The following is a 26387-nucleotide window of genomic DNA, read 5'->3' as shown; positions in this document are numbered from 1 at the left end:
ATGCTGCTCGAACTGCGCGACGCAACCAAGCGCTACGGCGACATGGTCGTCATCCCGAAGCTCTCGCTTTGCGTGGAGGAGGGTGACTTCATCGGCGTGATCGGTCCCAACGGTGCCGGCAAGAGCACCATGTTCGGGCTCATCTCCGGCAGCACGCGCTGTGACAGCGGCAGCGTCTTCCTCGACGGCATGGACGTCACCACGCTGGACGCGGCGCAGCGTTGCCGCGCCGGCATCGGGCGCACCTTCCAGATTCCGCAACCGTTCGAGGGCATGACCGCCTACGAGAACGCCCTGGTCGCCGCGACCTTCGGCTCCAGCGGCAACGGGAGCCCCGCACAGGCCCTGGCGGTGGACGCGATCGAACGCTGCGGCCTCGCGCCGGTCGCGGACAAGCTCGCGGGCACGCTCACGCTGCTTCAGCGAAAGCGCCTCGAGCTCGCGCGTGCGATCGCCACGCAGCCGCGCCTGCTGCTGCTCGACGAGGTGGCCGGCGGGCTGACCGACGGCGAGATGCAGCAACTGCTGCAGCTGATCGTCACGATCCATCAGAGCGGCGTCACCATCCTCTGGATCGAGCACCTGGTGCACGCCCTAGTCTCGGCGGCGGACCGTCTCGTGGTGCTCGCCAGCGGCGCGGTCATCTGCGACGGCGACCCCGGATCGGTCATGGGCGACCAGACCGTGCGGGACACCTACCTCGGCTCCGACATCGGCGAGGAGGTCGGCCATGCTGCGCACTGACCGTCTCGATGCGTACTACGGCCTGTTCCAGGCGCTGTTCGGCTTCACGTTCGAGGTCAGGCCCGGCGAGACCGTCGCGCTGATCGGATCGAACGGAGCAGGCAAGTCGACGCTGCTTCGTTCGATCGTCGGCTCGGTGCGCACTCGCCCGGACGGGGTCCTGCTCGATGGCCGGCCCGTGGGCGGAGAGCCGGAGCGCAAGCAGCTCGATCGCGGCATTGCACTGGTGCCCGAAGGCCGGCGGCTGTTCCCCAGCCTGACGGTCCGCGAGAACCTTCAGCTGGCGATGCGCAACGGCCGCAAGGGGCCGTGGACCGTCGAGCGCCTGATGAAGGAATTTCCGGTGATGGAGGCATTCCAGCACCGTCCGGCAACGGCCTTGTCGGGCGGCCAGCAGCAGCTCGTGGCTCTTTCGCGTGCGCTGGTCTGCAATCCCGATTACCTGCTGTGCGACGAGATCTCGCTGGGCCTGTCTCCGGTCGCCGTCAACGAAGTCTATGAACTCCTGGGCCGCGCACGCAGGGATGGCCTGGCCGTGGTGCTGGTGGAGCAGAACGTGAAGCGCGCGCTTTCAGAGTCCGACCGCTTCTATTGCATCCAGAAGGGGCGCGTGGTGCTGCAGGGCAGCTCCGAGCATGCGGACCACGCGCAAGTTGCCCAGGCCTACTTTGGAATCTGACATGCAAGCACTACTCGAAACCATCGCGGGCGGGCTGATGCTCGGCGCTCTCTATGCCCTTTTCGGGCTCGGCCTCAGCCTGAGTCTTGGCGTGATGAAGATGATCAACATCGCGCATGGCGACCTGATCGTGCTGGGCGCCTACCTGTGCAGCACGGTGATGCAGCTCCTGGGCATCGGGCCGTTCGTCTCGTTGCTCGCCGTGGTTCCCATGATGTTCGTCATCGGCTATGGGCTGCAAAGGGTCCTGCTCAATCGCGTGGTAGGCAGGGGAGCGCTTTCGCCGCTGCTGCTCACGTTCGGACTCTCGATCGTCCTGCAGAACATCCTGCAGGAGGTCTACACGGCCGATACGCGCAGCCTTCAGGCCGGCGAGTTCGCACTGCAGGGCTTCGACCTGGGCGGGGTATCGATAGGGCTGCTGCCGCTCGTCTCCACGGTGATCAGCGTGGCAATTTTCGCGGGCACCAGCTGGCTGATCGGCCACTCGCACCTGGGCCGGCAGGCGCGCGCCGTGGCGGACGACCCCGGCACCGCGCGGCTGGTCGGCGTCAACGACCGCAACTTCTTCGCGCTGGTCACCGGCTTCGTGCTCGCCGTGATCGCGCTGGCGTCGGTGATGTACGGCATCAGGACGCCGTTCTCCCCCACGGCGGGGCCCGAGCGCCTGCTGTACTCGTTCGAGGCCGTCGTGCTCGGCGGCCTCGGCAATGTCTGGGGCACGTTCGTCGGTGGCTTGATCATCGGCGTGGCGCAGCTCCTCGGTGCCAAGGTGTCGTCGGGCCTCGGCCCGTTCTTCGGACACCTGGTGTTCCTCGTCGCGCTGCTGGCGCGTCCGCAAGGGCTCTTTGGAAAGGGTTCGCGATGAACTCGCTCGCATTCACTCATCAAGCCCGGCCGCGCAAGACGGGCAGGGCGGTAGTCGGCGTCGTCCTGTTCGCCGTGCTGGGCGCCCTGGCCCTGGCGCCGTGGTTCACGAGCTTTGCAACCCAGCGGCTCCTCGTGGAGATCTTCACCGTCTTCGCGATGGCGCTGGCCTGGAACCTGTTGGCAGGCTATGGCGGGCTGGTGGTGGTGGGACACCAGATGTTCGTCGGCGTGGGGGCCTATGCCCTCTTCGCGTTGTCCAACAGGCTGGGAATCAACCCCTGGATCATGCTGCCGCTGGCAACGGCGGCGACCGCGCTCTTCGCATTGCTGAGCGCGCTGCCGATGTTCCGGCTCAGCGGTGCGCATTTCGCGGTAGGGACGTGGGTTCTCGCGGAGATGCTGCGAATCCTGACGCTCAACAACGAATGGCTGGGCGCAGGCGGTGGCATGCCGCTGGAGGCGCTCGCGAGCTTCGATCGCTGGACGCGCAACGCGGGTGTCTACTGGTCCGCGCTGATCACCGGCGTTGGCGCACTCGTCATCGCGCGCCTGATGCTCAGGGGCAAGCTGGGCCTGGCGCTGATGAGCGTGAGGGACTCGGAGGCCGCGGCGGCCGCATCCGGCGTTTCGATCCAGCGGGCCAAGCTCGCGCTGTGGGTCATCGCGGGCTCCATCACCGGGCTTGCGGGAGCCGTGGCCTACATGAACACGCTGCAGGTGACGCCGGACGCGACCTTCTCGCTGAACTGGTCCGCCGCGGCCATTTTCATCGCGGTGCTCGGCGGCATCGGAACACTCGAGGGGCCCATTCTGGGAACGATCCTCTACTTCCTCCTGCGCGAGTCCTTCGCCGGCTACGGCTCCTGGTATTTCATCGGCCTGGGTTCGCTTGCCATTGCCACCATGGTGTTCGCACCGGGCGGCGCCTGGAGCCTCGTCGCGCGGCGATGGGCCATCGATCCATTCGGCGTGCGGCGCGACATGCCGCGCCGCTGAGCTCCGTCCTCTTCACCCATTCACTCACAGTCAAGGAAATCCAAATGTCCGAAACAGCTTTCAAAGTCGCCGTCGTCCAGGCTGCCCCGGTTTTTCTCGATGCGAAGGCAACCACGGAAAAAGCCATCGGCCTGATCGCCGAGGCGGGGGCCAACGGCGCGAAGCTCGTGGCGTTTCCGGAGGTGTTCATTCCGGGCTACCCCTGGTGGCTGTGGCTCGGCGCACCGGCGTGGGGAATGCAGTTCGTATCCAGATACCACGCCAACTCTCTGCGGGCCGATGGGCCGGAGCTTGCGGCGATCGCCGCCGCCGCCAAGAAGTCGGACATCAACGTCGTGATCGGCTTTTCGGAAATCGACGGCGGCTCGCTGTACCTCAGCCAGGCGCTCATCAGCGACAAGGGCGAGATGGTGTTCAAGCGCCGCAAGCTGAAGCCCACGCACGTCGAGCGCACCCTGTTCGGCGAAGGCGACGGATCCGACTTCCAGGTCGTCGACAGCAGTGTCGGCCGTATTGGCGCGCTGTGCTGCGCGGAGCACATCCAGCCGCTGTCGAAGTACGCGATGTACTCGATGCACGAGCAGGTGCATGTGGCCTCGTGGCCTTCGTTCACGCTGTACCGCGGCAAGGCCTATGCGCTCGGACACGAAGTCAACCTGGCCGCCAGCCAGATCTATGCGCTGGAAGGGGGCTGCTACGTGCTTCACTCGAGCGCGGTCACTGGACAGGACATGTTCGACGAACTGTGCGACACGCCCGAGCGCGTGGCGCTGCTCAACGCAGAAGGCTGCAAGCCCGGCGGCGGCTACTCGATGATCTTCGGTCCCGACGGCCAGCCCTTGGTGCCGCACATGCCCCAGGACCAGGAAGGCCTGCTCTACGCCGACATCGATCTCGCCAACATCGCCGTTGCCAAGGCGGCCTACGACCCCTCGGGCCACTATGCCCGCGGCGATGTCGTACGCCTTATGGTCAACAAGAGTCCGCGCCGGACCTGCATCAATTTCGGCGAAGGCGTGACCGACGGGGCGCAATGGACCGAAGCGAAGGCCGATTGAAAAAGGATCGCCCCGCCGTCAATTGGCCAGATCTGTTGGCCCAAACGCAGATGACGCCCGCCAGGTCGATTCGCATCAGTCCGATACGACGTGCCAAGCGAGCATCGGCGGTGCCTTCGGTGCCGTGCAGAGGAGTTCACCGTTGTCGGTCTTCCGAGCTGACCAGCTGCAGCAACTTTCACCCGCTCTCAGTGACGATCGTTGGCAGCGTTCGCGGTCACCGTTCTCAAGGCGCCGACGACCAATTGCGCGGGCGGTGACAAACCGGGCTCGGTGCGCCACCAGACGCCCAGCGGGCGCTCTGTCTGGGCCAGTTCGAGCGGCAGGATCCTGACTAGTCCCGTGCGCGCCTCCACTTCGGCCAGGTGCTGTGGCCACACGGTGATCAGGTCTGACGCAAGTACCAGTGCCCGGTTGGTCAGGAAGGACATGGATTCCACGGTAGCTACCGGCGCATCCAGACCGGCCTCCCTGAAGGTGGCTTCGAGCTGCCGCCGCATGGACGTTTCGTGTGGAGGCAGAACCCATCCGAAGCCGCCGAGTGCCTCCAATTCGACACGTTGCCTTCTGCTCAGAGGATGACGGGCGCGCACGATCAACTGCGCACGATCGATTCCAAGCACTTCCTGCGTGATGTCTGCCGGCAGGCGCCGCCGCGGCAGCCGGCTCGTCATCAGGTCGAGATCGCCACGGCGCAGCAGTGTCGTCAACCAGTCGTGCTGGCCCTCGACGACCGTCACGTGCAAATGAGGCTGGCGCTTCAACACGATGCTCAACGCCGACGGTAGAACGCCGCCAGCCGTGGATGGGAGGGTACCGACCTTGACGCTGCCATGGCCGTCGCGCAATTCCATTACCTCGCGATCTGCGTTGCGGAGCTGGGCGATGATGGCGCGTGCATGGCGCACCAGTACTTCACCGAAGGGCGTCGGCACCGAGCCACGGCTGGTGCGTGTGAAAAGCGCGGCTCCGGTCAGCGCCTCCACTTCTTGAAGCCCCTTGGTCACGGCCGATTGGGTCATGTTCAGACGCTCGGCTGCGCGCACGAGGCTCCCCTCGCGCTCGATCGCGTCAGCGAGGCGCAAATGGCGCAGGGAAATGCGCTGTTCCCAGTTCGGCATGAGCAACCCCTTCGAGAGAGAAAAAAGCAGGGCACCACCTGTGTCCTGGCCATCACTTATTTTCAAGTCGATGGTAAATGAATTCACTTTTTGGAAATTTGCCGGACTGCCATAGTGCCTCTCGGATGAATGAACCCCCCACTTCTCAAGGACGCCTTCAATGATCGAATACCCCGACCTCCAGCTCTATATCGGTGGCGCCTGGCGCAAGACGCGCAGCGACATGGCCGTGGTCAACCCGGCGACCGAACGCGAGATCGGGCGGCTGCCGCGCGCCGAGAGCTCGGATCTGGACGACGCGCTCGGCGCCGCCGATGAGGGCTTCCGCGCATGGCGTCGCACCGCACCCAGCGAACGCGCGGAGGTTCTGCGGCGCGCCGCGCGGCTGATGCGCGAGCGTATCGAGGAGATTGCGCACTCGATCACGCTCGAGCATGGCAAGCCGCTGCCGCAGGCGCGCCTGGAAGTGATCCGGGGCTGCGAGTTCTTCGAGTGGGACGCTGGCGAGGCGGTGCGCACCTATGGCCGCGTGATACCGAGTGCCCAAGGCACGCGCTACATCGTGCACCACCAGCCCATCGGCACCGTGGCCGCCTTCTCGCCGTGGAACTTTCCGATGAGCCAGCCCGCTCGCAAGATCGGTGGCGCCATTGCGTCGGGCTGCTCGATCATTCTCAAGGCCGCAGAAGAGACCCCGGCCGGCGCCCTGCACATCGCCCGCGCGTTCCACGATGCGGGTCTGCCGCGTGGTGTGCTCAATCTTGTCTTCGGCGATCCGGCCGAGATCTCCGGCTACCTGATCCCCAAGGATCAAGTGCGTCTGGTCGCGTTCACGGGTTCGACCAGCGTGGGCCGTCATCTCACGACGCTTGCGTCCCAGCACATGACGCCGGTGCTCATGGAACTCGGCGGCCATGCGCCGGTGATCGTCTGCGACGACGTGGATGTGCGAGACGCGGCAGTGATGTCTGCGAACCGCAAGATGCGAAACGCGGGCCAGGTATGTACCTCGCCAACCCGTTTCTTCGTCGACGAGAAGGTCTTTGACGAATTCGTGGAAATCTTCGCCGAGCGCGCCCGCGCCCTGCGTGTGGGCGACGGCATGGTCGCCGGCGTGGAGATGGGTCCGTTGACCAACGGCCGCCGGGTCCAGGCGCTGACCGAACTCGTGGATGACGCCACGGATTGCGGCGCTCGTCTGCTCGCGGGTGGCAAGCGCATGGATCGTGCCGGCTATTTCTTCGAGCCCACCGTGTTGGCGAATGTCCCGCTTCGTGCCCGTGTCATGGGGGAGGAGCCCTTCGGCCCCCTGGCCATCATCAACCCGGTGAGCTCGCTGGACGAAGCGATCGCGCAGGCCAACGCGGTGCCCTTCGGCCTGGCGGCCTACGGCTTCACGCACGACGCGGCCAAGGCCGATCGGATGGTGGAGGAGGTCGAGTGCGGCAACTTCTCGATCAACACCCTGGAAGCGTCGCTGCCGGAGACGCCGTTCGGGGGCGTCAAATCGAGCGGCTATGGGCGAGAAGGCGGCTCGGAAGGGCTCCATCACTACATGACCGTCAAGAACGTCTCGCACTTCATGCAGATCGAGGCCGCGTCGTCCAAGGCCTGAAAGGGCCGTGTCGGGTCCGGGGCGGCAGGCGACTGCTGCGGTCCCGGAGTGCTTCGCGGCGGGGTGACCGGTCAGCCGGGCGCCGATCGATGGTTGCATCTTGCGATGCAACTCGGATGCGCATCATGACCCCGGAAGAATCTGGTCGATCGTCGCGTAGTGAGGGCCGGCGAGCCGGGAGATCGGGTCGAGCAGGGCCGTGTCGATCTTGCCCGCCGCAAGCAGCGAGTCACGGACGTGAAAACACTGCACTTCTCCGATGAACAGTCTCGTGGGCCCCGTCCCCAACTCGATGCAGCGATGAAGCCGGCATTCGACGGCGACGGGTGCATCCGCGAGTCGAGGCGTGCCGATTCGTGACGCCGGCAAGGTGCGCAGGCCGAGCACCTCGATCTCGCTGATCTCGGTCGGATACTCCTCGGCGCTCGCATGAAGCGGCGGCAGCAGAGATCGATCGGCGATGTGAACGACGAACTCCTGCGTCTCGAGGATGTTCCGCGCCGTGTCTTTCAGACCGGAGCCATGGGGTTTAGTGTCGACGCCGATGGCAAGCATGGGCGGTGAGTGGCTGACGAAGGTGAAGGAGGAGAACGGTGCGAGATTCACGACGCCTTGGCGCGATTTCGTGGTGACCCATGCGATGGGCCTGGGGACCACGATGCCAGTCATGATTTTGTAGATGTCGGCGGCGAGCATCTCCCGGGGATCAAGGTACGTCATCTGAGCTGGTGCCATGTCGATGCCACCGATGGTGGGGAGGGGGAATTTGCTGCGAGGAGCAGCTTGACTCGCCTGGTGCTTCTCAAGCCAGGCGAGGTGTTCTCGGAACGATGGGATCGGCCCGCCGTGAAGCACGGGTGTGAGCCGTGCGAGCAATCGGCCGGAGCCCGGCCTGCTCGATCATTCAATGGATACGCCGGCCTCGACGATCACCGGCTTGATCTTGCTGGTTTCGGCGCGAACCGCGTTGTCGAACTGCTCGGGCGTCATCGAAACGCGGCTGTAGCCCAGGTCGGAGAACTTCTTCCAGTTCTCGGGGTTGGACACGGCTTTCTCGAAGGCGTCGTGAATTCGGTTGATGAGTTCCCGCGGGGTGCCCTTCTTCACCGCGACCCCGATCCAGAAGTCCATGACGAGAGATGGCAGTCCGATCTCTGCCGTTGTCGGAACGTTCGGCAGGTGGCTGTTGCGGCTGGAGTCCGCGACGGCCAGTGGAACGACCTTGCCGGTTCGCATCATGTTGAGCGTGCCGGGGACCGCATCGAACAGCAGGTCGATCTCTTTCGTCATGATCGCCTGCATCGCCGGGGGAAATCCCTTGTACGGGATATGTGTGAACTTGGCCCCCGATGCGCTTCTCGACAGGATGTGTCCCAGAAGATGCGGCGCCGTGCCGGGTCCGAAGGAGCCGTAGAGGACGATCCCTTCCGGCGAGGACATCGTCTGCTTCAACGACTGGAGGCTGTTGATCTTGCCGGAGACGTTGGCCAGCATCACCTGCGGCGCACGCACGAGCATGGAAACGCCATCGAAGTCCCGAGCGGGGATGTAGGTGATGTTCTTGTACAGGATCGGGTTGACGCTGAAGTCCCCGGTCTGCCCGACGAACACGGTGTATCCGTCGGCTGGCGACGACAGCACATCCGCCGCGGCGATCTGCGAGCCGCCACCTGGTTTGTTCAGGATGACGATCGGCTGCCCCATCTGCGTCGTCAGTTCCGGGCCGATGATGCGCACGAACGTGTCCACGGCGCCTCCGGCGGGAAAGGGAACCACGACGCGGATGGGCTTGTTCGGATACGCAGCTTCGGCGTGCAAGGCCGGAGCTGCTCCTCCAAAAAGACAGGTTGCGGTGGCGAGAAGGACAGTCTTGAGGATCAGGCGCTTGGAGTCGTGACCAGTCATGAGGTTCTCCGAGGGTTGAGTGAGTTGGCGGCGACGTCTTCGAGGTGAAGTCGCTCTGTTCGGCTTGGTGGAGGTCTGCGTTGATCGGTCGGGAGCGCGAGAAGGTCACTGCGAGGGCAACTCCAAGAGACCTTGTGGTTGCCTGGCGAGACCCTTGGCTGCGACGCTCGGAGGGTTCGATGTACTGCGCTGAGTGCTCAGGATCCCTTCGCAGCGGGCACGGCCGCATCGGGATGATGGAGGGCCAGGTCCGCGTGCCACTTGCCCCAATCCCCGGCAGGATGGACGGTGCCGCACGCCTTGCATGTGCGGTCCGCTTCGCTTGTCTCATAGAACTGCGCGAAGACCTTGGGCAGGTCGCTCACGATGCTCTGCAGTTGCAGTTCCTTGCGCACGATGAGCGAGCCGCATTTCGCGCAGACCCACTCGAACGCGTCCTTCTCTCCTATCGGACGAGATCGCTCGATGACGGTGCAGAGGCTGCCGGGCTCGGGCCGCTGCGGCGAGTGGCGCACGTGGGCGGGCAACAAGAAGGTGTCGCCCTCCTTGAGGTTCACGCGCTCGAACTGCCCACGGTCCCACAGAAGAAGATGTGCCGTCCCTCTGAACTGATGGAAGTACTCCTCGAAGGGGTCGTCGTGGAAATCCGAACGCTGATTGGGTCCGCCGACGACCGTGCAGATCAGGTCCGAGTCGGCCCATATCTGCTTGTTCCCAACGGGAGGCACAAGGCTCGCTGCGTTCTCGGCCAGCCAGTTGCCAAAATTGATGGGCTCACCATACTTAAGATTCATATTCATCTCGCCATGAAAAAAGAGAACAGAAATATCTCGTTGAAGCAGATGCGTGCCTTCGTTGCAGTGGCACACGCAGGTAGCTTCACGCGGGCTGCAGAGCAACTGTTCATCACGCAATCAGCGCTTTCTTCGTTGATTCGCAACCTCGAGGCGGAGCTCGAACTCCGTCTGCTGGACCGGACCACGCGGCGCCTGGAACTCACCGACGCGGGACAGGAGCTGCTGCAATCGCTGGAACACCTGCTCGGCGACATCGACCGAATGACATCCAATCTGCGAGACGTGGGTGCCGTCCGGCGTGGCCGCGTGCGCGTCGGTGCCACGCCGCTGCTGGCCTCGACCTTCCTGCCAGTGGCGATCCAGGCCTTCCGCGAGAGGTATCCGGAAGTCACCGTCCGCGTCTGCGACGACTCCTCCGCCAGCCTTCTGCGGGCTCTGGAAGACGGAGACATCGATCTGCTCGTTGCCACTCTGGATGGAGAGCATCCGGAACTCGTCTCGACGGTGCTGTTGACGGATGTCATGGTCCTCGTGTGCCGTCGTGAACATCGGTTGGGGAACGTACAGCAGGCGACGTGGAATGACCTGCTGTCCGAACCCGTCGTCGCAATGTCTAAGGGCAGCGGGCTGCGCGCGATCATGGACTCGGCCATGGAATCGATCGGGGAAAGCATCACTCCTTCCCAGGAAGTCAACCATGTGGCGACCGCAGTGGCCATGGTTGCCGCCGGCATGGGAGTGGCTGTGCTGCCGGCCTATTCGGTTCGCTTCAGCGAGACGGGCGCAGTGCTGGCGGTTCCACTTGTCTCTCCTACCGTCGAGAGGTACGTGAGCCTGGCGACACTCAAGCGCAGGACCACCTCCGCGGCGACTCAGGCGATGAGCGACCACCTCCTGGAGTTTGCGCGCGGATAGCGGCATGGCTGGACTCACTGGCACACGTCGCCCCAGTGCGAGGCCACCGCGTCCAGCACGCTGTAGGCGGTGATTCGAGATGATTTCGGATTGCCTGCCGTAGGCAGGTTCTCGACAACGATCCGCATCGTTCCCGCCTCGCCGCAGGCGGTCACCTCATGGCTGTTCGAATGGGACTCCGGGTCCGCGACGAGCTCGACGCTCACGGCCTGAGGATCTCCCACGGCGAGAGCAAGGGCCGCGACGACATTGGCATTCTGAGGGAATCGAGTTGCCGCTTCTTCGGCATTTCCGCGAAAGAAGACGGTGCGTTTTTCCATGGCTCGGAGGTCTGTCAGTTTTTCTGCAGCGGTGCCATGCCATGCGGCCACCGGTTTGCTTCCTCGATACTCCACGTGGACAGCACCGACGCGCCGTGCCGCCCGCAGGTAGTCCAGCCCTCCGAGTGCACCCGACGGGACGAGAAGCCGACTCTTGCCCAGGCGAGCAGAGTCCCACAGCCGGGCGCGCAGCAAAGGATCCATCAGCGCGCCCACCGACGCCGCGACGAGATCGCACCCTGCCTCCAGACAGCGTGGTGCATGGCTTTCGAGGGCGGCATGGCCAGCCACTTCCACGACCAGGTCGGGACCGGCGGCGAGCAAGTCGTCTACGGAATGCCAAGCTCGATCGAGCTCGGCATGCGGCGAGACACCGGTCACCAGGGCACCCAGGAATTCCACGCCGGGCAAGTGCCCGGCCTTCAACTCACGGGCGACGGCCTGGCCCAACGCGCCAAAGCCGATGAGCGCAATGCTCCGGCAATTTCGGGATACCTGCATCATCATTTTTCTTGAGGCGAACTGCCGCGTGGCGTGTTGAATGTGAGCACGAGCGGAAGCGACTTGCTTCAGCCACCCGAGAGACCGCTTTCGAGAAACATCCGGCGCGTCAGTGCCTTCTGTTCTTCGGTCAGCCCGAGCAGCGGCCGGCGCACCGGTCCACCCGCCTGTCCCAGCAGTTCCTGCCAGTACTTCGTGTGCGCTTGCGGCGTGCCGGCGGGGCGGCTCTTGCGGAATGCCTGTCGTGCGGGCTCCAGGCTGTCGCGGACAGCACGGGCTTCGGCGTGGCGACCTTCGAACGCGAGCTTCGTGTACTCGTGAATGCGTTGTTCCTTGGCCGTCTGCAGAAGAAGCGGTGGCGTGGAACACAAGTACAAGCGCCAGCCGAGATCGATGATGTTGTCGAGCCACTCCTCTTCGGAGGCCGTGCTCACCTGAATCCGGTCGCCAACGAGGCGCGTGAGTTCCGCATATTGCTCCCGCGGGACGCTGTACTTGATCGCGACGATGTTCGGCAGCTCGGCGATCCTGGCGCAGAGCTTGGGCGACATGATGTATCCACAATCAGGGTGGTTCCACATGGCTATGCCGATGTCCAGCGTTTCGCTCAGGTGCCGGTAGTACTCGTAGACGGTCTCTTCGACGTCATTGGCGAAATGGAGCACGGGGCTGTGCACGATGATCCAGTCCGCGCCGTGCTTCTCGGCATGGCGCGCGAGATCGATGACGACATCGAGATTGGTGTCGGAGCAGGACATCACGGTGCGAGCGCGCCCCTCGCAGACCTGCGCAGCGATTTCGAAGCTGCGCTTTCTCTCCGGCACGGACATGGAAAAGAACTCTCCCTGTTTGCCGGTGATGAAGAGTCCGGCCACCTTGAGCGCTCCGATCCAGTGATCGATGTTCCGCGCGAACGCCTCCTCGTCGAACGAGAGATCCGGACGGTAGGGGGTGGTGCTTGCGGCCCAGACGCCGGTGAAGTGCTCTTTCGCGTAATGCTGGGCGTTGTCCTTCGTGTACTTCATGTGCTCCTTTTGTTGCAGCGGTTCGACCATGTCGTTGATTACAGGGCGCACGGCGATCGGGAGCAAACGCGAAATTTCGAACGACCCAGCAAGCAAGTTTCTGAATCCATTGAAGAGGCGCACGGCAGCGCACGAATCGTCATGCGGTTTGCTGTTGGCCTGAGGAAGGAGGAGCGTCGCATTTGCCGAGGTCCGGTGATGGCCGGCGATTTCCGATGAGTCGTGATCCGGATGCGGAACGAGCGGCGTGTGGGCGTGAGCGATCCCCGGCACCCTTGAGAGGCGCCGGTCGGGGGTGGAAAGAATTCGCAAGGAGCGCGATGCCGGAGTGCTTTCGATGGCGTCGCTCTCCTTGCGAGGCTCAGGAAGAGTTCTGTACCAGCTCTGCGAAGTCGCGTTGCGCTCCAAGCACGAGTCGAAGCATGGCATCGTGAGCCGTGATGCTGTCGTGTCGTGCAAAGGCACTTCGCAGATCCCGGTAGCCGGCGATGACTGCGAGGCGACGCTCGAAATTGCCCAGCGTCATTCGCCTTACGAGCGCCACCTGATCCGCATACCGGGCGATGCCCGATGCAAGCCTCTTGTTTCGCACTGCGGCGAGCCAGGCATCCCGGAAGTGGCGTCCGGCGCTGAAGGCGCCCGACGCGTCATTCATGTCGTGCGCCCGTTGGGCTTCGGACACTGCGAGGTCCACGCGCTGCAGCTGCTCGGCGGTGATGTCGCGGGCGGCGAGGGCGGCGGCTCGAGGCTCGAGAAGGAGCCTCAGCTCGAACACATCCTCGACGTCTTGCGGCGTGAGCGTGGGGACTTTGTAGCCGCGTGGCGTGCTGACCAGGTAGCCCTCGGCAACGAGTTGAAGAAGCGCCTGGCGCACGGGCACGCGCGAAACCCCCAGCTGATTTGCGATGTCGGCCTCGACCAGCTTGTCGCTTGCGCCCAGGAGGCCGCTGCGCAAGCGCGCCAGCAGGTAGTCGTATGCCGAGGCGCTCAAGCTCGGCTGGTTGGCTGCGGAGTTTTCTTCACTGACTTGCATGTGGGCGATCAAGGGGCGAAGGCGTGAGCTTAAAGCGCGCTTCCCAGGGCGCTCGATCCTGGGGCTGCGGTACCGACAACAGCAAGCGCTGATGGCATATCAGTATACTGAAAATAGCGCAGATTACCCAGGTAGAGTGGTCGGCTGAGGGGGAAGCGTCTGGAAATGATCAAATTTTCCTTGTTGCCGATTGACATAAAGGTATACTGAACATTCCACTTCTTGATATCACGATGATCTTGGAAGAACTTGGTCCCGCGCGGATTGCCGCGCTCGTGCAGGACGACAGGGTGCACAAAGACCTCTATCTCAGCGAAGAGCTGTTTGCGATCGAGCAGCGAGAGCTGTTCAGCAACACCTGGTCGTTCCTCGGGCACGCGAGCCAGATCGCCGAGTCGGGCGACTTCTTCACCGTCGAGATCGCGGGCCAGTCGCTGATCGTCCTGCGGGACGAGGCGGGCGAGATCCGGGTGCTGCACAACCGCTGTGCGCACAAGGGAGCACAGCTGCTCACCACGGAGTCCGGGCGATTGAAGGGCCGCTTCGTGCGTTGTCCGTACCACGCCTGGTCATACAGGCTGGACGGTGCCCTTTTGTCATATCCGCTTCGCTCCGGCTATGAAAACACCGGACTCAAGGCTTGCGAATCGGGGCGCGGCCTAGCGCCGGTTGCAGGCTTGCATGTGTACCGCGACTTCATCTTCGCGCGGCTCAATCCTGGCGGGCCCGCTTTTCACGAGTACTTCGGCGACGTCCTGCCGATGATCGACCTCATGGTCGACCGCTCACCCGTCGGGCGCCTGCAGGTTGCCGGTGGGGTGCTGCGCAACGTGGTTCACTGCAACTGGAAGCTGTACCTGGAGAACGTCAACGACTCCGTGCATCCGGTCTCCACACACGAGTCGGCGGTGCGCGCGGCGCAGGCGGTCGCGCGCGACCATCAGCCGGATCCCATGCCGCTGGCTCTGGAGCAGATCCTCCCGTTCGGCGAGAAGTACGAGTTCTTCGAAGGCATGGGCGGCAAGGTCTTTCCGAATGGCCACAGCATCTCTGGAACGCGCTTCAGCGTGCACTCCGGTTATGGAAACCTTGGCGAGTATGTGAAGGACCTGCAGGCCGCGCACGGCGAGGAGCGCGCAAGGCAGGTGCTCGAGCAGGCGCCCCAGAACACGGTGCTCTATCCGAGCCTTGCGCTCAAGGGCTCGCCCCAGACCATCCGGGTGATCCGACCCATCGCCGTGGACAGGACCGTCATCGAGGCCTGGAACTTCCGTACGGTCGGCGGGCCCGAGATGCTGCTGGATCGCGCGCTCTCCTACAGCCGGCTGATCTTCTCGCCCATGTCGGTGGTCGCCCATGACGACCTGCATCTCTTCGAGTCCCAGCAGAAGGGCTTGCGGTCGGGTCCCAACGAATGGGTGAGTCTGCATCGAGAACACGATCCCCGGGAAGTCGACCATCCGACGCGCGAGACGAGCGGCACGAGCGAATTGCTGATGCGGAACCAGTATCGCGCCTGGGCCAAGTTCATGACCATGAACATGAAGGACGAATGAGATGTCGGTGGCAGCGTGTGTCGATCTGATCTACCGGGAAGCCTTTTTGCTCGACGAAGGCCGGTACGAAGAGTGGCTGAAGCTCTTCGCCGCGACCGGGCGCTATTGGGTTCCGCTCAGCAAGTCCCAGGACGAAGGCGATTCGCAGCTTTCGATCGCTGATGAGGACATGAATCTCCTACGGTTGCGCATCGAGCGGCTTGCCTCCGGTCGAGCCCATTCGCAGCAACCCCCGAGCTCCATGCAGCACGTGCTTCAACAGCCGATGCTCATCGAGCAGGACGCTGATGCCAGCGAGTACACCTTCCGAACCGCGTTCACTTATGCGGAATGCAGGGGCGATGACGTCCTCGCGCTCCACGGCCACTACGTTCACCGGCTCGTTCGAGACGGGGAGCAATTCCACATCCGGCTCAAGCGGGTCAACCTGGTCAATGCCGCGAGCCGCTTGCCGATGATTCAACTCTTCCCCTGAGATCAAAGATGACTGTGTTGGCGCTTCACGAACGGCTGCGATACGACGTCGACAGCGGGCAGGTCCTCGATGAAGACAGGCGATACGTTCTGCTGCGGGCAGACGTGCTCATGGGCATCTTCGAAGGCCTGTCCCCGGGCGCCTCTGAGGATGCGATGAATGCGTTCCGGGATTCCGTGGACCGCTATGGAAGCGCCAGTGTCCGCGCATACAAGAATCCCGCGGATGCCGACGGCTCTCAGCTGCTCTCCACCGTTGCGGCAGGTGCCGCATCGCTCGGCTGGGGCCGATGGGAGATCGAGTCCGATGGCACCACCTGCCGGCTGCGCGTCCACAACAGCCCCTTTGCCCAGGCGCACCGGGCCCAGGAGAAGGCATGCGCGCCAATCGTCGGCATGTTCTCCGCTGTCTGCAGTCACGTCTGGCAAGAGCGCGTCCTCGCGCGAGAGCTGCACTGTTTTGCGTGCGAATCCCCCTCTGCGCGCGCAGCGACGGGAGTCTGCACGTTCGAAGCCATCCGTCAACGATCAACCTGAGTACTCGATGAGCACCGTCTACAACCGATTCCGCGCAACCGCCCTGCAAAGAGGAGATTCCGATTTCCTCTGTGTCGAAGAAGTCACTGCGGCCAACTACGGCATCGAGCCGGAAACATTCTCCTGGCGCGATGCCTCGCAGCGGATCGAGACCCTGAGAGCGGCATACGCATCGGCAGGGTACGGGCACGGGCATCGCGTGGGCCTCCTGCTCGAGAACCGGCCCGACCACCTGTTCCATTGGCTCGCGCTCAATGCGCTGGGCGCCTCGGTCGTTCCCATCAGCGCCGAGATGCGCTCCGCCGAACTGCAGTATCTGATCGGACACGCGGAACTGGCGCTCGTCGTCGCGCTGCCGAGCAGGCTCGATGCGGTGCAAAGTGCTGCAGCGGCGGTCGGCATCCAGACGAAGGTCACCACGGCAGACGTCAGGGATTTTCCGCGCCCTGCATCGAAGGCGCCGTCAGAGGAGCATCCTGGTGCGGACAGCGAGTGCGCGCTGCTCTACACGTCGGGCACGACAGGCCGGCCCAAGGGCTGCCGTCTCTCGAACGACTATTTCCTGCATATCGGCGACTGGTACACGACGCTGGGCGGATGGTGTCCCGTGCGTCCGCATGAAGAGCGGATCGTCACGCCGCTGCCAATGAATCACGTCAATGCCATGGCCTTCACCGCCATGGCCGTGATGACCTCCGGCGGCTGCCTCATCCAGCTGGACCGCTTCCATCCCAAGACCTGGTGGAAAACCGTGCGCGCAACGCGCGCCACGATCTGCCACTACCTGGGTGTGATGCCGGCAATGCTGCTCGGAGCTGAATCCTCCGAGCTGGATAGGGCCCACTCCTTGCGCTGGGCCTTCGGCGCAGGTGTGGCCCGGCAGGACCATGCCCGTTTCGAGGAACGTTTCGGCTTCCCGCTGGTTGAAGGATGGGCCATGACGGAAACCGGCGCCGGCGGTGCCATTCATGCCAATCAGGGGCCGCGAGAAATCGGCGTCAATTGCTTCGGAGCCGCGAGCGCAGACATCGAAGTGCGGTTGGTGAACGACGAAGGCAAAGACGTCGATCACGATACGCCGGGTGAACTGCTGGTCCGCGCCAAGGGAGCGGATCCACGTCGCCACTTCTTCTCCGGCTACCTGAAGGACGAAGCCGCCACGGAGGAGGCCTGGGCGGGCGGATGGTTCCATACGGGCGACATCGTGCGCCGCGCGGCCACAGGAAGCATGTACTACGTCGACCGGAAGAAGAACGTGATCCGGCGCAGTGGAGAGAACATCTCCGCAGTCGAAGTCGAAGGCGTCCTGGCCCACCACCCCGCCATCAAGACGGTTGCGGTCGCGGCCACGCCCGACGCAGTCCGGGGAGACGAGGTTCTTGCATGCATCGTCCCCGCCGAGCCGATTGCGCACGAGATGCAGGAGCAGGTCGCGCGCAGCATCGTCGAGCTTGCGCTGCGGGAACTGGCTTACTACAAGGCACCCGGCTACGTCGCGTTCGTGGACGCGCTGCCTGTGACCGGTTCCCAGAAGATCCAGCGTGGCGAACTTCGCCAACTCGCTGCGACCTTGCCTGGCACCGCGAACTGCGTGGACACGCGGGCCATGAAGACCCGCCAGTCATGAGGACGAATCGCACCGGCTACGAGGGCGTGGCCCTCGTCGCGCCGTTCACAGTGCCCTACGAGCGCTACAGCATCCGCAATGCGCAGTGGTTCGCCGCACAGGCCTTGCGTGGCCTCCTCAAGGAAGCCAGGCTGGACAAGGACCAGATCGACGGCATCAGCCTCAGCAGCTTCCTGCTCGGTCCTGACACCGTGGTCGGTCTCACGCAGCAGCTGGGCATTTCCCCGCGCTGGATGGACCACGTGCCGACGGGAGGAGCCTCGGGGGTCATGGCCCTTCGCCGGGCAGCGAGGGCCGTGCAGTGCGGCGATGCCGACGTCATCGCGTGCATCGGTGCGGACACCAACCACGTCGAATCCTTCCGCCAGGGACTTGCGAATTTCAGCTCGTTCGCGCGCGATGCCACCTATCCCTACGGTGCGGGCGGACCGAACTCGATGTTCGCACTCATCACCGACAACTACATGCGTCAGTTCGGAGCGACCCGGGCTGACTTCGGCCGGATCGCCGTCAGCCAGCGAGCAAATGCAGCGCTCAACCCGAACGCGATGCTGCGAAAGCCGATGAGCCTGGACGACTACATGCGGGCACGCCCCATTGCAGCGCCGATCCATCTTCTCGACTGCGTCATGCCGTGTGCAGGCGCCGAGGGATTCCTCGTCATGCGTGAAGAGCGCGCGGAGGCGCTGTCGCTGCCGCACGTGAAGCTTCGCGCGGCCATCGAGCGCCACAACGCCTATGCGGAAGATCCGGTCATGGTGCGCGGCGGCTGGCTTCGCGACCGCGACGAGCTATACGCACAAGCGGGCATTTCGCCCAGCCAGATCAACGTGATCCACACGTACGACGACTATCCGGTCATCGTGGTCATGCAGTTCGAGGGCCTTGGGTTCTGCGAGCTGGGCGGCGGACCGGAGTTCGTGAGGCAGAACACCTTCACCTACGACGGCACGGTCCCGCACAACACCAGCGGTGGCCAGCTCTCTGCAGGGCAGGCCGGCGCCGCGGCAGGGTTTCTGGGACTCAACGAAACGATGCGGCAGCTGCTTGGAACCACGGGCGCGAGGCAGGTGAAGGATGCCCGGTGGGGTCTCGTGAGCGGCTTCGGCATCGTGAATTTCGATCGCTGCGTCTGCACCGGCGCCGTCGTCCTGGAGAGCGCGCAATGACATCCTCCGTCTTTCCCCTGAAGAACCCCGTGCTGCGGACGCAGCGCATGAATCTTCCCCCGATGGGGCGCGGGCGCGTGGCCCATGGACTCACCAGAGCCGCGGCGCTCAGCGACCATCTCGAGCTCCAGGTGTGCGAGGAATGCGGGACCGTCCAGTACCCACCGCGGGATGCTTGCGGGAACTGCCTGTCCCCTGAACTCGACTGGCGCAAGCAGAGCCCGTGCGGGGAACTGCTCAGCGTCGCCACGCTGCATCACAGCAACCACCTCTACTTCCGCGAGCGCCTGCCATGGCGCATCGGGGTGGTGCGTCTCGACTCGGGCGCCAACGTGATCGCCTTTCTGACCGACAGCGTGGCCCCGCCCACCAGCCCTGCGGGATCGGAACGCACGAGAGTCCAGGTCCTGCTGCGGCTCGACCGGGCCGGACAGGCTGTGCTCGTGGCACAGCCGATCGAAGAACTGAACATCGACGCAAAGGACAAGCTCCAGATGGAAACCGGATGCAGCCCCCGTGGGCGGAAGATACTCGTGACGGACGGCAAGACCGCCGTAGGCCAGGCCATCGTGCTCGCGCTGCTCGAAGCAGGTGCGGAGACCGTCTGGGCAGGCTATTCGGAGCCGTGGAAGCGCTCGTCGGAACTGGCAAGGCTGAAGGACATCCCGGGCGTCGTACCGGTGCCGCTCGACCTCACCGATGCGCGCTCGGTGAGTGCGCTGGGCGCGGAGCTCGGAGGAAAGGTCGACATCATCGTCAGCAATGCCGAAGTGCACCGGACCGAAGGGATCTCGTCTCGGCCCGGTACCGATGTGGCGCGCGCCGAGATGGAAGTGAACTACTTCGGGCTGCTTCGTCTGGCGCAAGCATTTGCGCCCGCGCTGAAGGGCCGTGCGGCCGATGGTCCCGGTCACGCTGTCGCGTGGGTGAACCTGCTGTCGGTCTTCGCGCTGTCCAACTTCCCCTCGCAGGCCACCTATTCGGCGTCGAAGGCAGCCGCGTTGTCGCTTGCGCAGTGCCTGCGTGCCGAAATGCTGCCCCACGGGATTCGTGTGCTGAACGTCTTCCCAGGACCCATCGACGATGAGTGGAATCAGAACGTGCCGCCACCCAAGCTGTCTCCCGGCGCGCTGGCAGGGGCGATGGTCAGGGCGCTGACCGACGGGCTGGAGGACCTGTATCCGGGGGACGTTGCCCGGGAGTGGCTCGCCCGCTGGCGAGACAACCCCAAGGCGCTCGAGCGAGAGCTCGTGCTGGGAGGACTGTGATGACTACCACCGGCATCCTCCAAACGCTCGCACAGGCGCTGAAAACCCGAGCGATCCACGTCGTCGACCTCACGCAGACCTTGTCTCCCGATTTCCCGACGATCTCTCTGCCGCCCGAGTTTGGCCAGGCATGGCCCTTCCGCATCGAAGAGATCTCTCGCTACGACGAGCGCGGTCCAGGCCAGTACTGGAACAACTTCTCGTGCAGCGAGCACACCGGCACCCATCTGGACGCGCCGGCGCACTGGATCTCGGGTCGGCATCTTCCGAACAACACGGTGGATACGCTACAGCTGCAACACCTGGTTGCGCCGGCATGCGTCATCGATTGTTCGGCCGCGGCAGCGAAAGACGCCGACTATCTCCTCAGCGTCGAGGACATCCTCACGTTCGAATCCCGGCACGGCCGCATACCGGCAGGTGCCTGGGTACTGATGCGCACGGACTGGAGCAAGCGCGGCGACGCGGTCGCCTATCAGAACTTCGACGAGACGGGCCAGCACACGCCGGGTCCGGGCACGGACGCGGTCAGATTCCTGGTGGAGGAAAGAGACGTTCTGGGCTTCGGTTCGGAAGCGATCGGAACCGACGCAGGCCAGGGCTACCACCTGAAGCCGCCGTATCCGTGCCATTCCTTGATGCACGGCGCCGGAAAGCTCGGTCTCCAGTGCCTGACCAACCTGGACCTTTTGCCGCCGACCGGAGCGCTTCTTCTGACCCCTCCACTGAAGATCCTGAACGGCTCGGGAAGTCCCCTGCGGGTGCTCGCGCTCGTGGAAGGCCAACTGTAAGGACCCGCCCGTCCCCACTTTCCGAAGCGCATTCAACATGAACACACTGCAGCTGCTTACCGAGTCCCTGGGCTCTCGCAAGATCCGCGTGATCGACCTGACCCAGACCTTGAGCGAGAGCTTTCCGTCCCTGCGACTGCCTCCCGAGTTCGGGCAGGTGCAGGGCTTCAGGCGAGACCGCATCTCCAGATACGACGAGGCGGGCCCGGATTGGTACTGGAACAACTTCAGCTGCGGCGAGCACACGGGGACCCATTTCGACGCCCCGGCGCACTGGATCACGGGACGTGGGCATGACGCCAATACGGTGGATGCCATCGCCGTCGAAGACTTCCTCGCGCCCGCGATCGTCGTCGATGCCAGTGCGGAGGTTGCCCAGGACAGCGACTGGTTGCTCACCCGGGAATTCCTCGAGCAGTGGGAGAGCCGGCATGGCCGGATCCCCGCGAAGAGCTGGGTGCTGTTCAGGACGGACTGGTCCAAACGTGTCGATGACGCGGCCGCGTTCCTGAACGTCCGCGAAGACGGCGCGCACACGCCCGGCCCCACGCAGGAAGCGATCGAATGGCTCATCGGTGAGCGCGACGTGCATGGATTCGGCGTCGAAACGCTCAACACGGATGCGGGCCAATCCTTCAAGTGGCCTCTGGCCTATCCATGCCATTCACTCATGCACGGTGCCGGTAAATATGGCCTCCAATGCCTGACCAACCTTGATCTTCTCCCGGTCACCGGGGCCTTGATCTTTTCGGCGCCGCTGAAGATTCTCGAAGGCTCCGGCAGCCCGTTGCGAGTTCTGGCGCTTGTCGAAGGTGTCGAAGCGATCAAGCCTTCGGAGTCCCCGACGCTCTGAGAGTCGCCCGGACTGAAGGGCCGGGCAACTGAACCTGCACTCTTGTTCTACCCATTCCATCCTGACATCCGAGAATCTCCATGGCAGAACGTTCTTTCAAACACGAAGTCCAGAAACTGAAAATCGCACCCGGTGAGGAATTCGAGGGCGAAGGCATCCTCGCGGTCACCAAGGCGCTGTTGCAGTCCGGTGTGGCGTATGTCGGGGGCTATCAGGGTTCTCCGGTGTCCCATCTCATGGACGTCCTCGCGGACGCGAGCGAGACCCTGGAGGAACTCGGCGTCCACTTCGACAGCAGTGCGAGCGAGGCCACCGCTGCGGCGATGCTGGGGGCTTCCGTCCACTATCCGCTGCGCGGCGCCATCACGTTCAAATCGACCGTTGGAACCAACGTCGCATCGGATGCGCTTTCCAATCTCGCTTCCGGCGGTGTGACGGGAGGCGTCCTGGTCATTCTCGGCGAGGACTACGGAGAGGGTTCGAGCATCATTCAGGAACGCTCCTACGCGTTCGCGATGAAGTCGCAGATGTGGCTGCTCGACCCACGCCCCGACCATGCGTCGCTGGTTCGCTCGGTCGAGAAGGCTTTCGAGCTCTCGGAAGCCAGCAGAACGCCGGCCATGCTGACGATGCGTGTGCGTGCGTGCCACTCCCATGGACGCTTCGTCGCTTCGGAGAACCGCAGACCGTCCTTCACCGTAAGGGACGCTCTCGACGAGCCGCGTCGTGACATCGATCGCATGGCGCTCGCCCCGGCGACGTTCGTGCACGAACACGAGAAGATCGCCGATCGCTGGCCCGCCGCGCAGGCCTTCATCAAGGAGCACGGGCTCAATGAAGTCTTCCGGGGCGAGAACCTCCACATCGGGCTGGTGGTTCAAGGGGGGCTGTACAACTCGCTGATGCGTGCCCTGGAACTGCTGGGGCTGGCAGACACTTATGGCGCTACGGCGCTCCCCGTCTATGTGATGAATGTGGTCTATCCGGTCGTGGATTCTGAAGTCGAGGAATTCTTTGCAGGCAAGGACGCAGTCCTGATGCTCGAGGAAGGCCAGCCGGAGTTCATCGAGCAGATCCTGCACACCACGGTGAACCGGATGGCGTTGACCACGCGGGTTCACGGAAAGGACATGCTGCCAAGGGCTGGCGAGTACACGACGCTGGTATTGCTCAAGGGCCTGCGACGGTTCCTTCAGAAGTACGCGCCGTCGATGCTCGAGCAAGAAAGAATTCCTGAGGGCGTCAGGAAGATGCTCGCGCCAAAGGTCACTCCGATTGTTCCTTCCATGCCCGGCGTCGCGCTCGACGATGGCGGTCCCGTCCTTCCCAGGCCGCCTTCGTTCTGCACGGGATGTCCGGAGAGGCCCGTCTTCACCGCGCTGAAGATGGTGGAGAAGGAGACGGGCAAGCACCACATCAGCGCCGACATCGGTTGCCACCAGTTCGCCGCGCTCGCCCCTTTCGATATCGGTGCCACTTCCATGGGCTACGGTCTCGGCGCTGCGGGTGCCGCAGCTTTGAATGTCGCTGATGCGGACAGGCGCAGCGTGAGCATCATGGGCGACGGCGGCTTCTGGCACAACGGCCTGACTTCCGGCATTGGAAATGCGGTCTTCAACCAGAGCGACAACGTCATCGTGCTCGTCGACAACGGCTATTCGGCGGCCACCGGAGGGCAGGACATCTTGTCTTCCCGAGGCGCCGGGCCGACCAGGACGGCCTCACTGCCGATTGCACAGGCAGTCCGCGGCATCGGAGTCAAATGGATTCGTTCCGTCTCTCGCACCTACGACCTGAAGGCAATGAAGCAGGCGTTGCTCGAAGCGCTGACTTCGAAGGAGTCGGGTCCGAAGGTCGTGGTGGCGCAATCGGAGTGCATGCTCAACAAGCAGCGCCGCACCAAACCCCAGGTTCGACAGCGCCTGAAGGCCGGCGAACGCGTGGTGGTGGAGAAGTTCGGCGTCGATGCGCAGACGTGCACCGGGGACCATTCGTGCATCAGGTTGTCGGGGTGCCCCTCGCTGACCATCAAGGACAACCCGGATCCGCTGCGGCGCGATCCCGTCGCCACGGTCGAGTCCAGCTGCGTCGCATGCGGGCATTGCGGGGAGGTTTCCCATGCAGCGGTGCTGTGCCCATCCTTCTACCGCATCCAGTGGGTGCGCAATGCGGGCTGGTTCGAGAGACTGAGCAACCGAATGGCGAATGCCATCATCGGCTCCGTCCAGCGCCGCCTCGCCGCTCGTGAGATTCGATATGCAGCCTGAAGCACGCATGCGGCCTCTGAAGATTGCCATCCTGGCGATGGGCGGCGAAGGCGGTGGCGTTCTTGCCGACTGGATCGTCCAGGCGGCGGAACGCCAGGGCTTCCATGCGCAATCGACGTCGGTGCCCGGTGTCGCGCAACGCACCGGTGCGACGATCTACTACGTGGAAATCTTTCCCGTCGTCCGCGGCACCGTGGAGGCGCCGATCCTTGCGCTGATGCCCACTCCGGGGGACGTCGACGTGGTGATTGCCTCCGAGCTCATGGAGGCGGCACGTGCGGTACAGCGCGGCCTGGTGACACCCGACCGGACGCTCCTGATCGCATCGTCCCACCGTGTCTACGCCCTGCAGGAGAAGATGGCGATGGGCGACGGCCGCATGGACTCGGCCGCCTTCCGCACCCGATGCGAGGGGGCTTCTCGCCAGCTCGTGCTGCACGATTTTTCCGAGCTTGCCGAGAAAGCGGGCAGCGTCATCAGCGCAAGCCTGTTCGGCGCGCTGGCGGCCGCCGGTCTTCAAAGCTTGCCCCGCGAGCTGTGCGAGGAAGCCATCCGGGAAGGAGGCGTGGGCGTCGCTGCAAGCCTGAAGGCGTTTGCTGCTGGCTTCGATGCAGGAACGCAAGGGCATTCCACTGCCTCGGAAGCGAGGTTGAACGCACACGGTCAGATGGACCCACGACTTGCGGATCTCGCCGCGCGCGTGGTGCGGGACTATCCTGCGGCGACCCACGCGATGTTGAACGCGGGGATTGCGAAGACCTCCGACTACCAATCCAGAGACTACGCCGATCTCTACCTTCGCAAGATGGACGAGGTTCGTCGGCTCGAAAGGGATCGAGGCGACGGGACCTTCAGGCTGACGAACGAAGTGGCGCGCCACCTCGCGCTCTGGATGACGTTCGAGGATCTTCCTAGAGTGGCCGAATTGAAGATCCGCGCGTCGAGGTTCGACCGGGTCCGCCAGGAGATCGGTGCGGCGCCGGACCAGGTCGTGCGCATCAACGACTATTTCCATCCAAGGCTCGATGAAATAGCGGACACGCTCCCTCCCGCCCTTGGACGGGTTGTCTCGCAGTCCAGAATCGCGAGATCGTTGCTGGGGCCATTCACCAGGAATGGTCGAGTGGTGCGCAGTTCCTCCTTCCTCGGGTTCTTTCTTCTGTACGGGGTCTCGCGATTCAGAAGTATTCGACAGTACTCTCTTCGCTATCGCCGCGAGATGAGCGAAATGTCCGACTGGCTGAGTCACGTTCAAAAGGCGTCCGATCAAGACTACGGTCTGGCCTGCGAGATCGCCGAGTGCCAGCGCCTGATCAAGGGCTATAGCGACACCCATGCTCGGGGCATGCGCAACTTCAGGACCATCATGTCCGTCCTTGCGCAGCTGCCTGCATCGGGTGCGGCAGCGAAGGTCAGGCAACTACGGGAAGCTGCGCTTTCCGATGAAAGCGGCGCCGCGCTGGGGGAACTGATGCGAGGCATTTCGTTGCGCACTTCGCCCCCTGCGCGCAGCGGTTCTCCAAGTGCTCTGCAAGCTTGACGAATGGATGGATATGGGTCGGCATCAAATGAATGTGGAGATCGGATTCAAGCACTGCGATCCCGCGGGGATCGTGTTCTATCCGCGTTACGCCGAGATGGTCAACGACGTTGTTGAGCACTGGTTCAAGCACGGGCTCGGCGTCGATTTCGATTGCCTGCATCGTGTGCGCCGGATCGCGATTCCCACGGTGAAGCTCAACTGCGAGTTCAGGGCACCGAGCCGATTGAGCGAGATCCTGATCGCCTCGTTGAAGGTCGTGGCTGCCGGCCGCAGTTCTCTGGCCCTCCGGGTGGACTTCGAGGGGCAGGACGAACAGCCCAGGGTGGAGGTCGAGGTCAAGCTTGTCTTCGTCGCGATGGAGACGATGAGGCCCATGGAGATACCGGCTGACTTGAGACAGTCGATGCAGGCCTATTGAGCCGATCAATCTACCCGAAACGTCAATTCGCAAGGCAGGCCTCGGCAGGGCAGGGCCGCCCGAGCCGGCAGTCCTTGGGAAGTGGGCAAGACGGGACCATGGCTGCAGCACTCCGGCTCCGAGGTGCATCAGCAATAGGACTTCGGCGAACCTTCAAGGCTCGAACACCCAGCCTGGGTCGAGCCCAGTCGACACATCGGACGAGGGCATCCGGTGAATCGCCTTCACGTGGATCTGCAGTCGACCTGCAATGACCCAATTCGGCCGGCATTCATAAAAAAGCCGCCTCAAGGGCGGCTTCGGGA

Annotated in this window: 25 protein-coding genes; 18 read left to right on the top strand and 7 right to left on the bottom strand. The window is 63.9% G+C overall.

Annotated features, from left to right (window positions below; translation table 11 throughout):
- From FHT32_RS19295 to FHT32_RS19275, 5 genes are read left to right on the top strand one after another with little or no spacing between them, the layout of a single operon-like run.
- A complete protein-coding gene (locus FHT32_RS19295; protein WP_176666218.1) occupies positions 1 to 744 on the top strand; it encodes an ABC transporter ATP-binding protein in 744 nt (247 codons plus the stop codon).
- Positions 731 to 1423, top strand: a complete 693-nt coding sequence (locus FHT32_RS19290; RefSeq protein WP_176666217.1) for an ABC transporter ATP-binding protein — start codon at positions 731 to 733, stop codon at positions 1421 to 1423. Before FHT32_RS19295 ends, FHT32_RS19290 begins: the two co-directional genes overlap by 14 nt.
- Before the next feature lies 1 nt (position 1424).
- Positions 1425 to 2291: a branched-chain amino acid ABC transporter permease gene (locus FHT32_RS19285; protein WP_176666216.1), complete on the top strand. Its 867-nt coding sequence runs from the start codon at positions 1425 to 1427 to the stop codon at positions 2289 to 2291.
- The gene (locus FHT32_RS19280) at positions 2288 to 3289 is read left to right on the top strand and encodes a branched-chain amino acid ABC transporter permease (protein WP_176666215.1); all 1002 of its coding nucleotides are present in this window, start codon (positions 2288 to 2290) and stop codon (positions 3287 to 3289) included. The genes FHT32_RS19285 and FHT32_RS19280 overlap by 4 nt, the downstream gene beginning before the upstream one ends.
- A gap of 44 nt (positions 3290 to 3333) precedes the next feature.
- On the top strand, positions 3334 to 4347 hold the full coding sequence (locus FHT32_RS19275) for a nitrilase (RefSeq protein WP_176666214.1): 1014 nt from the start codon (positions 3334 to 3336) through the stop codon (positions 4345 to 4347).
- 188 nt (positions 4348 to 4535) lie between these two features.
- Here the strand turns inward: FHT32_RS19275 and FHT32_RS19270 are convergent, their stop codons facing one another.
- A complete protein-coding gene (locus tag FHT32_RS19270; protein ID WP_176666213.1) occupies positions 4536 to 5555 on the bottom strand; it encodes a LysR family transcriptional regulator in 1020 nt (339 codons plus the stop codon).
- 73 nt (positions 5556 to 5628) lie between these two features.
- Between FHT32_RS19270 and FHT32_RS19265 the strand changes: the two genes are divergently transcribed.
- Positions 5629 to 7083, top strand: a complete 1455-nt coding sequence (locus tag FHT32_RS19265) for an NAD-dependent succinate-semialdehyde dehydrogenase (RefSeq protein WP_176666212.1) — start codon at positions 5629 to 5631, stop codon at positions 7081 to 7083.
- A 123-nt stretch (positions 7084 to 7206) separates the two neighbouring features.
- Here the strand turns inward: FHT32_RS19265 and FHT32_RS19260 are convergent, their stop codons facing one another.
- From FHT32_RS19260 to FHT32_RS19250, 3 genes are all read right to left on the bottom strand, one after another.
- Entirely contained in the window at positions 7207 to 7818 is a 612-nt protein-coding gene (locus FHT32_RS19260; RefSeq protein ID WP_256099063.1) for a flavin reductase family protein, read from the bottom strand.
- A gap of 165 nt (positions 7819 to 7983) precedes the next feature.
- Entirely contained in the window at positions 7984 to 8988 is a 1005-nt protein-coding gene (locus FHT32_RS19255; protein WP_176666211.1) for a tripartite tricarboxylate transporter substrate binding protein, read from the bottom strand.
- A gap of 197 nt (positions 8989 to 9185) precedes the next feature.
- Complete coding sequence (locus FHT32_RS19250; RefSeq protein WP_176666210.1) at positions 9186 to 9788, bottom strand: 3-hydroxyanthranilate 3,4-dioxygenase; 603 nt, start codon at positions 9786 to 9788, stop codon at positions 9186 to 9188.
- A gap of 6 nt (positions 9789 to 9794) precedes the next feature.
- Here FHT32_RS19250 and FHT32_RS19245 point away from each other — a divergent pair, with 6 nt between their 5' ends.
- Positions 9795 to 10700 carry a LysR family transcriptional regulator gene (locus tag FHT32_RS19245; protein WP_176666209.1) on the top strand — a complete coding sequence of 302 codons (906 nt, stop codon included), beginning with the start codon at positions 9795 to 9797 and terminating at the stop codon, positions 10698 to 10700.
- Positions 10701 to 10714: 14 nt separating this feature from the next.
- On the opposite strand, the gene FHT32_RS19240 is transcribed toward FHT32_RS19245, so the two are convergent.
- The 3 genes from FHT32_RS19240 to FHT32_RS19230 all read right to left on the bottom strand — a co-directional run bounded on the left by FHT32_RS19240 (position 10715) and on the right by FHT32_RS19230 (position 13591).
- Positions 10715 to 11527, bottom strand: coding sequence for an aspartate dehydrogenase (locus FHT32_RS19240; RefSeq protein WP_176666208.1), 813 nt, complete (start codon positions 11525 to 11527; stop codon positions 10715 to 10717).
- Positions 11528 to 11589: 62 nt separating this feature from the next.
- Positions 11590 to 12954 carry a dihydrodipicolinate synthase family protein gene (locus FHT32_RS19235; protein WP_256099062.1) on the bottom strand — a complete coding sequence of 455 codons (1365 nt, stop codon included), beginning with the start codon at positions 12952 to 12954 and terminating at the stop codon, positions 11590 to 11592.
- Complete coding sequence (locus FHT32_RS19230; RefSeq protein WP_176666207.1) at positions 12908 to 13591, bottom strand: GntR family transcriptional regulator; 684 nt, start codon at positions 13589 to 13591, stop codon at positions 12908 to 12910. Before FHT32_RS19230 ends, FHT32_RS19235 begins: the two co-directional genes overlap by 47 nt.
- Positions 13592 to 13812: 221 nt before the next feature.
- Between FHT32_RS19230 and FHT32_RS19225 the strand changes: the two genes are divergently transcribed.
- The 11 genes from FHT32_RS19225 (at position 13813) to FHT32_RS19175 (ending at position 26082) form a co-directional block, all read left to right on the top strand.
- The gene (locus FHT32_RS19225; RefSeq protein ID WP_176666206.1) at positions 13813 to 15135 is read left to right on the top strand and encodes a Rieske 2Fe-2S domain-containing protein; all 1323 of its coding nucleotides are present in this window, start codon (positions 13813 to 13815) and stop codon (positions 15133 to 15135) included.
- A 1-nt stretch (position 15136) separates the two neighbouring features.
- Positions 15137 to 15610: an aromatic-ring-hydroxylating dioxygenase subunit beta gene (locus tag FHT32_RS19220; protein WP_176666205.1), complete on the top strand. Its 474-nt coding sequence runs from the start codon at positions 15137 to 15139 to the stop codon at positions 15608 to 15610.
- Positions 15611 to 15618: 8 nt separating this feature from the next.
- Positions 15619 to 16146 (top strand): hypothetical protein, encoded by a 528-nt coding sequence (locus FHT32_RS19215; protein ID WP_176666204.1) that lies wholly within the window; start codon positions 15619 to 15621, stop codon positions 16144 to 16146.
- 7 nt (positions 16147 to 16153) lie between these two features.
- A complete protein-coding gene (locus FHT32_RS19210; RefSeq protein ID WP_176666203.1) occupies positions 16154 to 17773 on the top strand; it encodes an AMP-binding protein in 1620 nt (539 codons plus the stop codon).
- Positions 17770 to 18942 (top strand): thiolase family protein, encoded by a 1173-nt coding sequence (locus tag FHT32_RS19205; RefSeq protein ID WP_176666202.1) that lies wholly within the window; start codon positions 17770 to 17772, stop codon positions 18940 to 18942. Before FHT32_RS19210 ends, FHT32_RS19205 begins: the two co-directional genes overlap by 4 nt.
- Positions 18939 to 20210, top strand: coding sequence for an SDR family NAD(P)-dependent oxidoreductase (locus FHT32_RS19200; RefSeq protein ID WP_176666201.1), 1272 nt, complete (start codon positions 18939 to 18941; stop codon positions 20208 to 20210). Before FHT32_RS19205 ends, FHT32_RS19200 begins: the two co-directional genes overlap by 4 nt.
- Positions 20210 to 21001, top strand: a complete 792-nt coding sequence (locus FHT32_RS19195; RefSeq protein ID WP_176666200.1) for a cyclase family protein — start codon at positions 20210 to 20212, stop codon at positions 20999 to 21001. The genes FHT32_RS19200 and FHT32_RS19195 overlap by 1 nt, the downstream gene beginning before the upstream one ends.
- A 37-nt stretch (positions 21002 to 21038) precedes the next feature.
- Positions 21039 to 21854 (top strand): cyclase family protein, encoded by an 816-nt coding sequence (locus tag FHT32_RS19190; protein ID WP_176666199.1) that lies wholly within the window; start codon positions 21039 to 21041, stop codon positions 21852 to 21854.
- Between the two features lie 80 nt (positions 21855 to 21934).
- On the top strand, positions 21935 to 24121 hold the full coding sequence (locus FHT32_RS19185; protein WP_176666198.1) for an indolepyruvate ferredoxin oxidoreductase subunit alpha: 2187 nt from the start codon (positions 21935 to 21937) through the stop codon (positions 24119 to 24121).
- The gene (locus FHT32_RS19180; protein ID WP_176666197.1) at positions 24111 to 25661 is read left to right on the top strand and encodes an indolepyruvate oxidoreductase subunit beta family protein; all 1551 of its coding nucleotides are present in this window, start codon (positions 24111 to 24113) and stop codon (positions 25659 to 25661) included. The genes FHT32_RS19185 and FHT32_RS19180 overlap by 11 nt, the downstream gene beginning before the upstream one ends.
- 28 nt (positions 25662 to 25689) lie before the next feature.
- Positions 25690 to 26082 carry a thioesterase family protein gene (locus FHT32_RS19175; protein WP_256099061.1) on the top strand — a complete coding sequence of 131 codons (393 nt, stop codon included), beginning with the start codon at positions 25690 to 25692 and terminating at the stop codon, positions 26080 to 26082.
- Positions 26083 to 26387 lie beyond the last annotated feature (305 nt).

It is taken from the genome of Variovorax sp. SG517, assembly GCF_013376045.1.
Classification (GTDB): Bacteria; Pseudomonadota; Gammaproteobacteria; order Burkholderiales; family Burkholderiaceae_C; genus Variovorax.
Note: the sequence above shows the minus strand (reverse complement) of the source record. Positions and strands in the feature narration are given on the sequence as shown.

Coding starts and splice junctions, on each gene's coding strand:
- FHT32_RS19260 (WP_256099063.1), bottom strand. CDS start 7,818: ATGGCACCAGCTCAGATGACGTACCTTGATCCCCGGGAGATGCTCGCC.
- FHT32_RS19275 (WP_176666214.1), top strand. CDS start 3,334: ATGTCCGAAACAGCTTTCAAAGTCGCCGTCGTCCAGGCTGCCCCGGTT.
- FHT32_RS19175 (WP_256099061.1), top strand. CDS start 25,690: ATGAATGTGGAGATCGGATTCAAGCACTGCGATCCCGCGGGGATCGTG.
- FHT32_RS19180 (WP_176666197.1), top strand. CDS start 24,111: ATGCAGCCTGAAGCACGCATGCGGCCTCTGAAGATTGCCATCCTGGCG.
- FHT32_RS19190 (WP_176666199.1), top strand. CDS start 21,039: ATGAACACACTGCAGCTGCTTACCGAGTCCCTGGGCTCTCGCAAGATC.
- FHT32_RS19295 (WP_176666218.1), top strand. CDS start 1: ATGCTGCTCGAACTGCGCGACGCAACCAAGCGCTACGGCGACATGGTC.
- FHT32_RS19185 (WP_176666198.1), top strand. CDS start 21,935: ATGGCAGAACGTTCTTTCAAACACGAAGTCCAGAAACTGAAAATCGCA.
- FHT32_RS19290 (WP_176666217.1), top strand. CDS start 731: ATGCTGCGCACTGACCGTCTCGATGCGTACTACGGCCTGTTCCAGGCG.
- FHT32_RS19205 (WP_176666202.1), top strand. CDS start 17,770: ATGAGGACGAATCGCACCGGCTACGAGGGCGTGGCCCTCGTCGCGCCG.
- FHT32_RS19255 (WP_176666211.1), bottom strand. CDS start 8,988: ATGACTGGTCACGACTCCAAGCGCCTGATCCTCAAGACTGTCCTTCTC.
- FHT32_RS19225 (WP_176666206.1), top strand. CDS start 13,813: ATGATCTTGGAAGAACTTGGTCCCGCGCGGATTGCCGCGCTCGTGCAG.
- FHT32_RS19215 (WP_176666204.1), top strand. CDS start 15,619: ATGACTGTGTTGGCGCTTCACGAACGGCTGCGATACGACGTCGACAGC.
- FHT32_RS19250 (WP_176666210.1), bottom strand. CDS start 9,788: ATGAATATGAATCTTAAGTATGGTGAGCCCATCAATTTTGGCAACTGG.
- FHT32_RS19285 (WP_176666216.1), top strand. CDS start 1,425: ATGCAAGCACTACTCGAAACCATCGCGGGCGGGCTGATGCTCGGCGCT.
- FHT32_RS19200 (WP_176666201.1), top strand. CDS start 18,939: ATGACATCCTCCGTCTTTCCCCTGAAGAACCCCGTGCTGCGGACGCAG.
- FHT32_RS19245 (WP_176666209.1), top strand. CDS start 9,795: ATGAAAAAAGAGAACAGAAATATCTCGTTGAAGCAGATGCGTGCCTTC.
- FHT32_RS19210 (WP_176666203.1), top strand. CDS start 16,154: ATGAGCACCGTCTACAACCGATTCCGCGCAACCGCCCTGCAAAGAGGA.
- FHT32_RS19280 (WP_176666215.1), top strand. CDS start 2,288: ATGAACTCGCTCGCATTCACTCATCAAGCCCGGCCGCGCAAGACGGGC.
- FHT32_RS19240 (WP_176666208.1), bottom strand. CDS start 11,527: ATGATGATGCAGGTATCCCGAAATTGCCGGAGCATTGCGCTCATCGGC.
- FHT32_RS19265 (WP_176666212.1), top strand. CDS start 5,629: ATGATCGAATACCCCGACCTCCAGCTCTATATCGGTGGCGCCTGGCGC.
- FHT32_RS19195 (WP_176666200.1), top strand. CDS start 20,210: ATGACTACCACCGGCATCCTCCAAACGCTCGCACAGGCGCTGAAAACC.
- FHT32_RS19220 (WP_176666205.1), top strand. CDS start 15,137: ATGTCGGTGGCAGCGTGTGTCGATCTGATCTACCGGGAAGCCTTTTTG.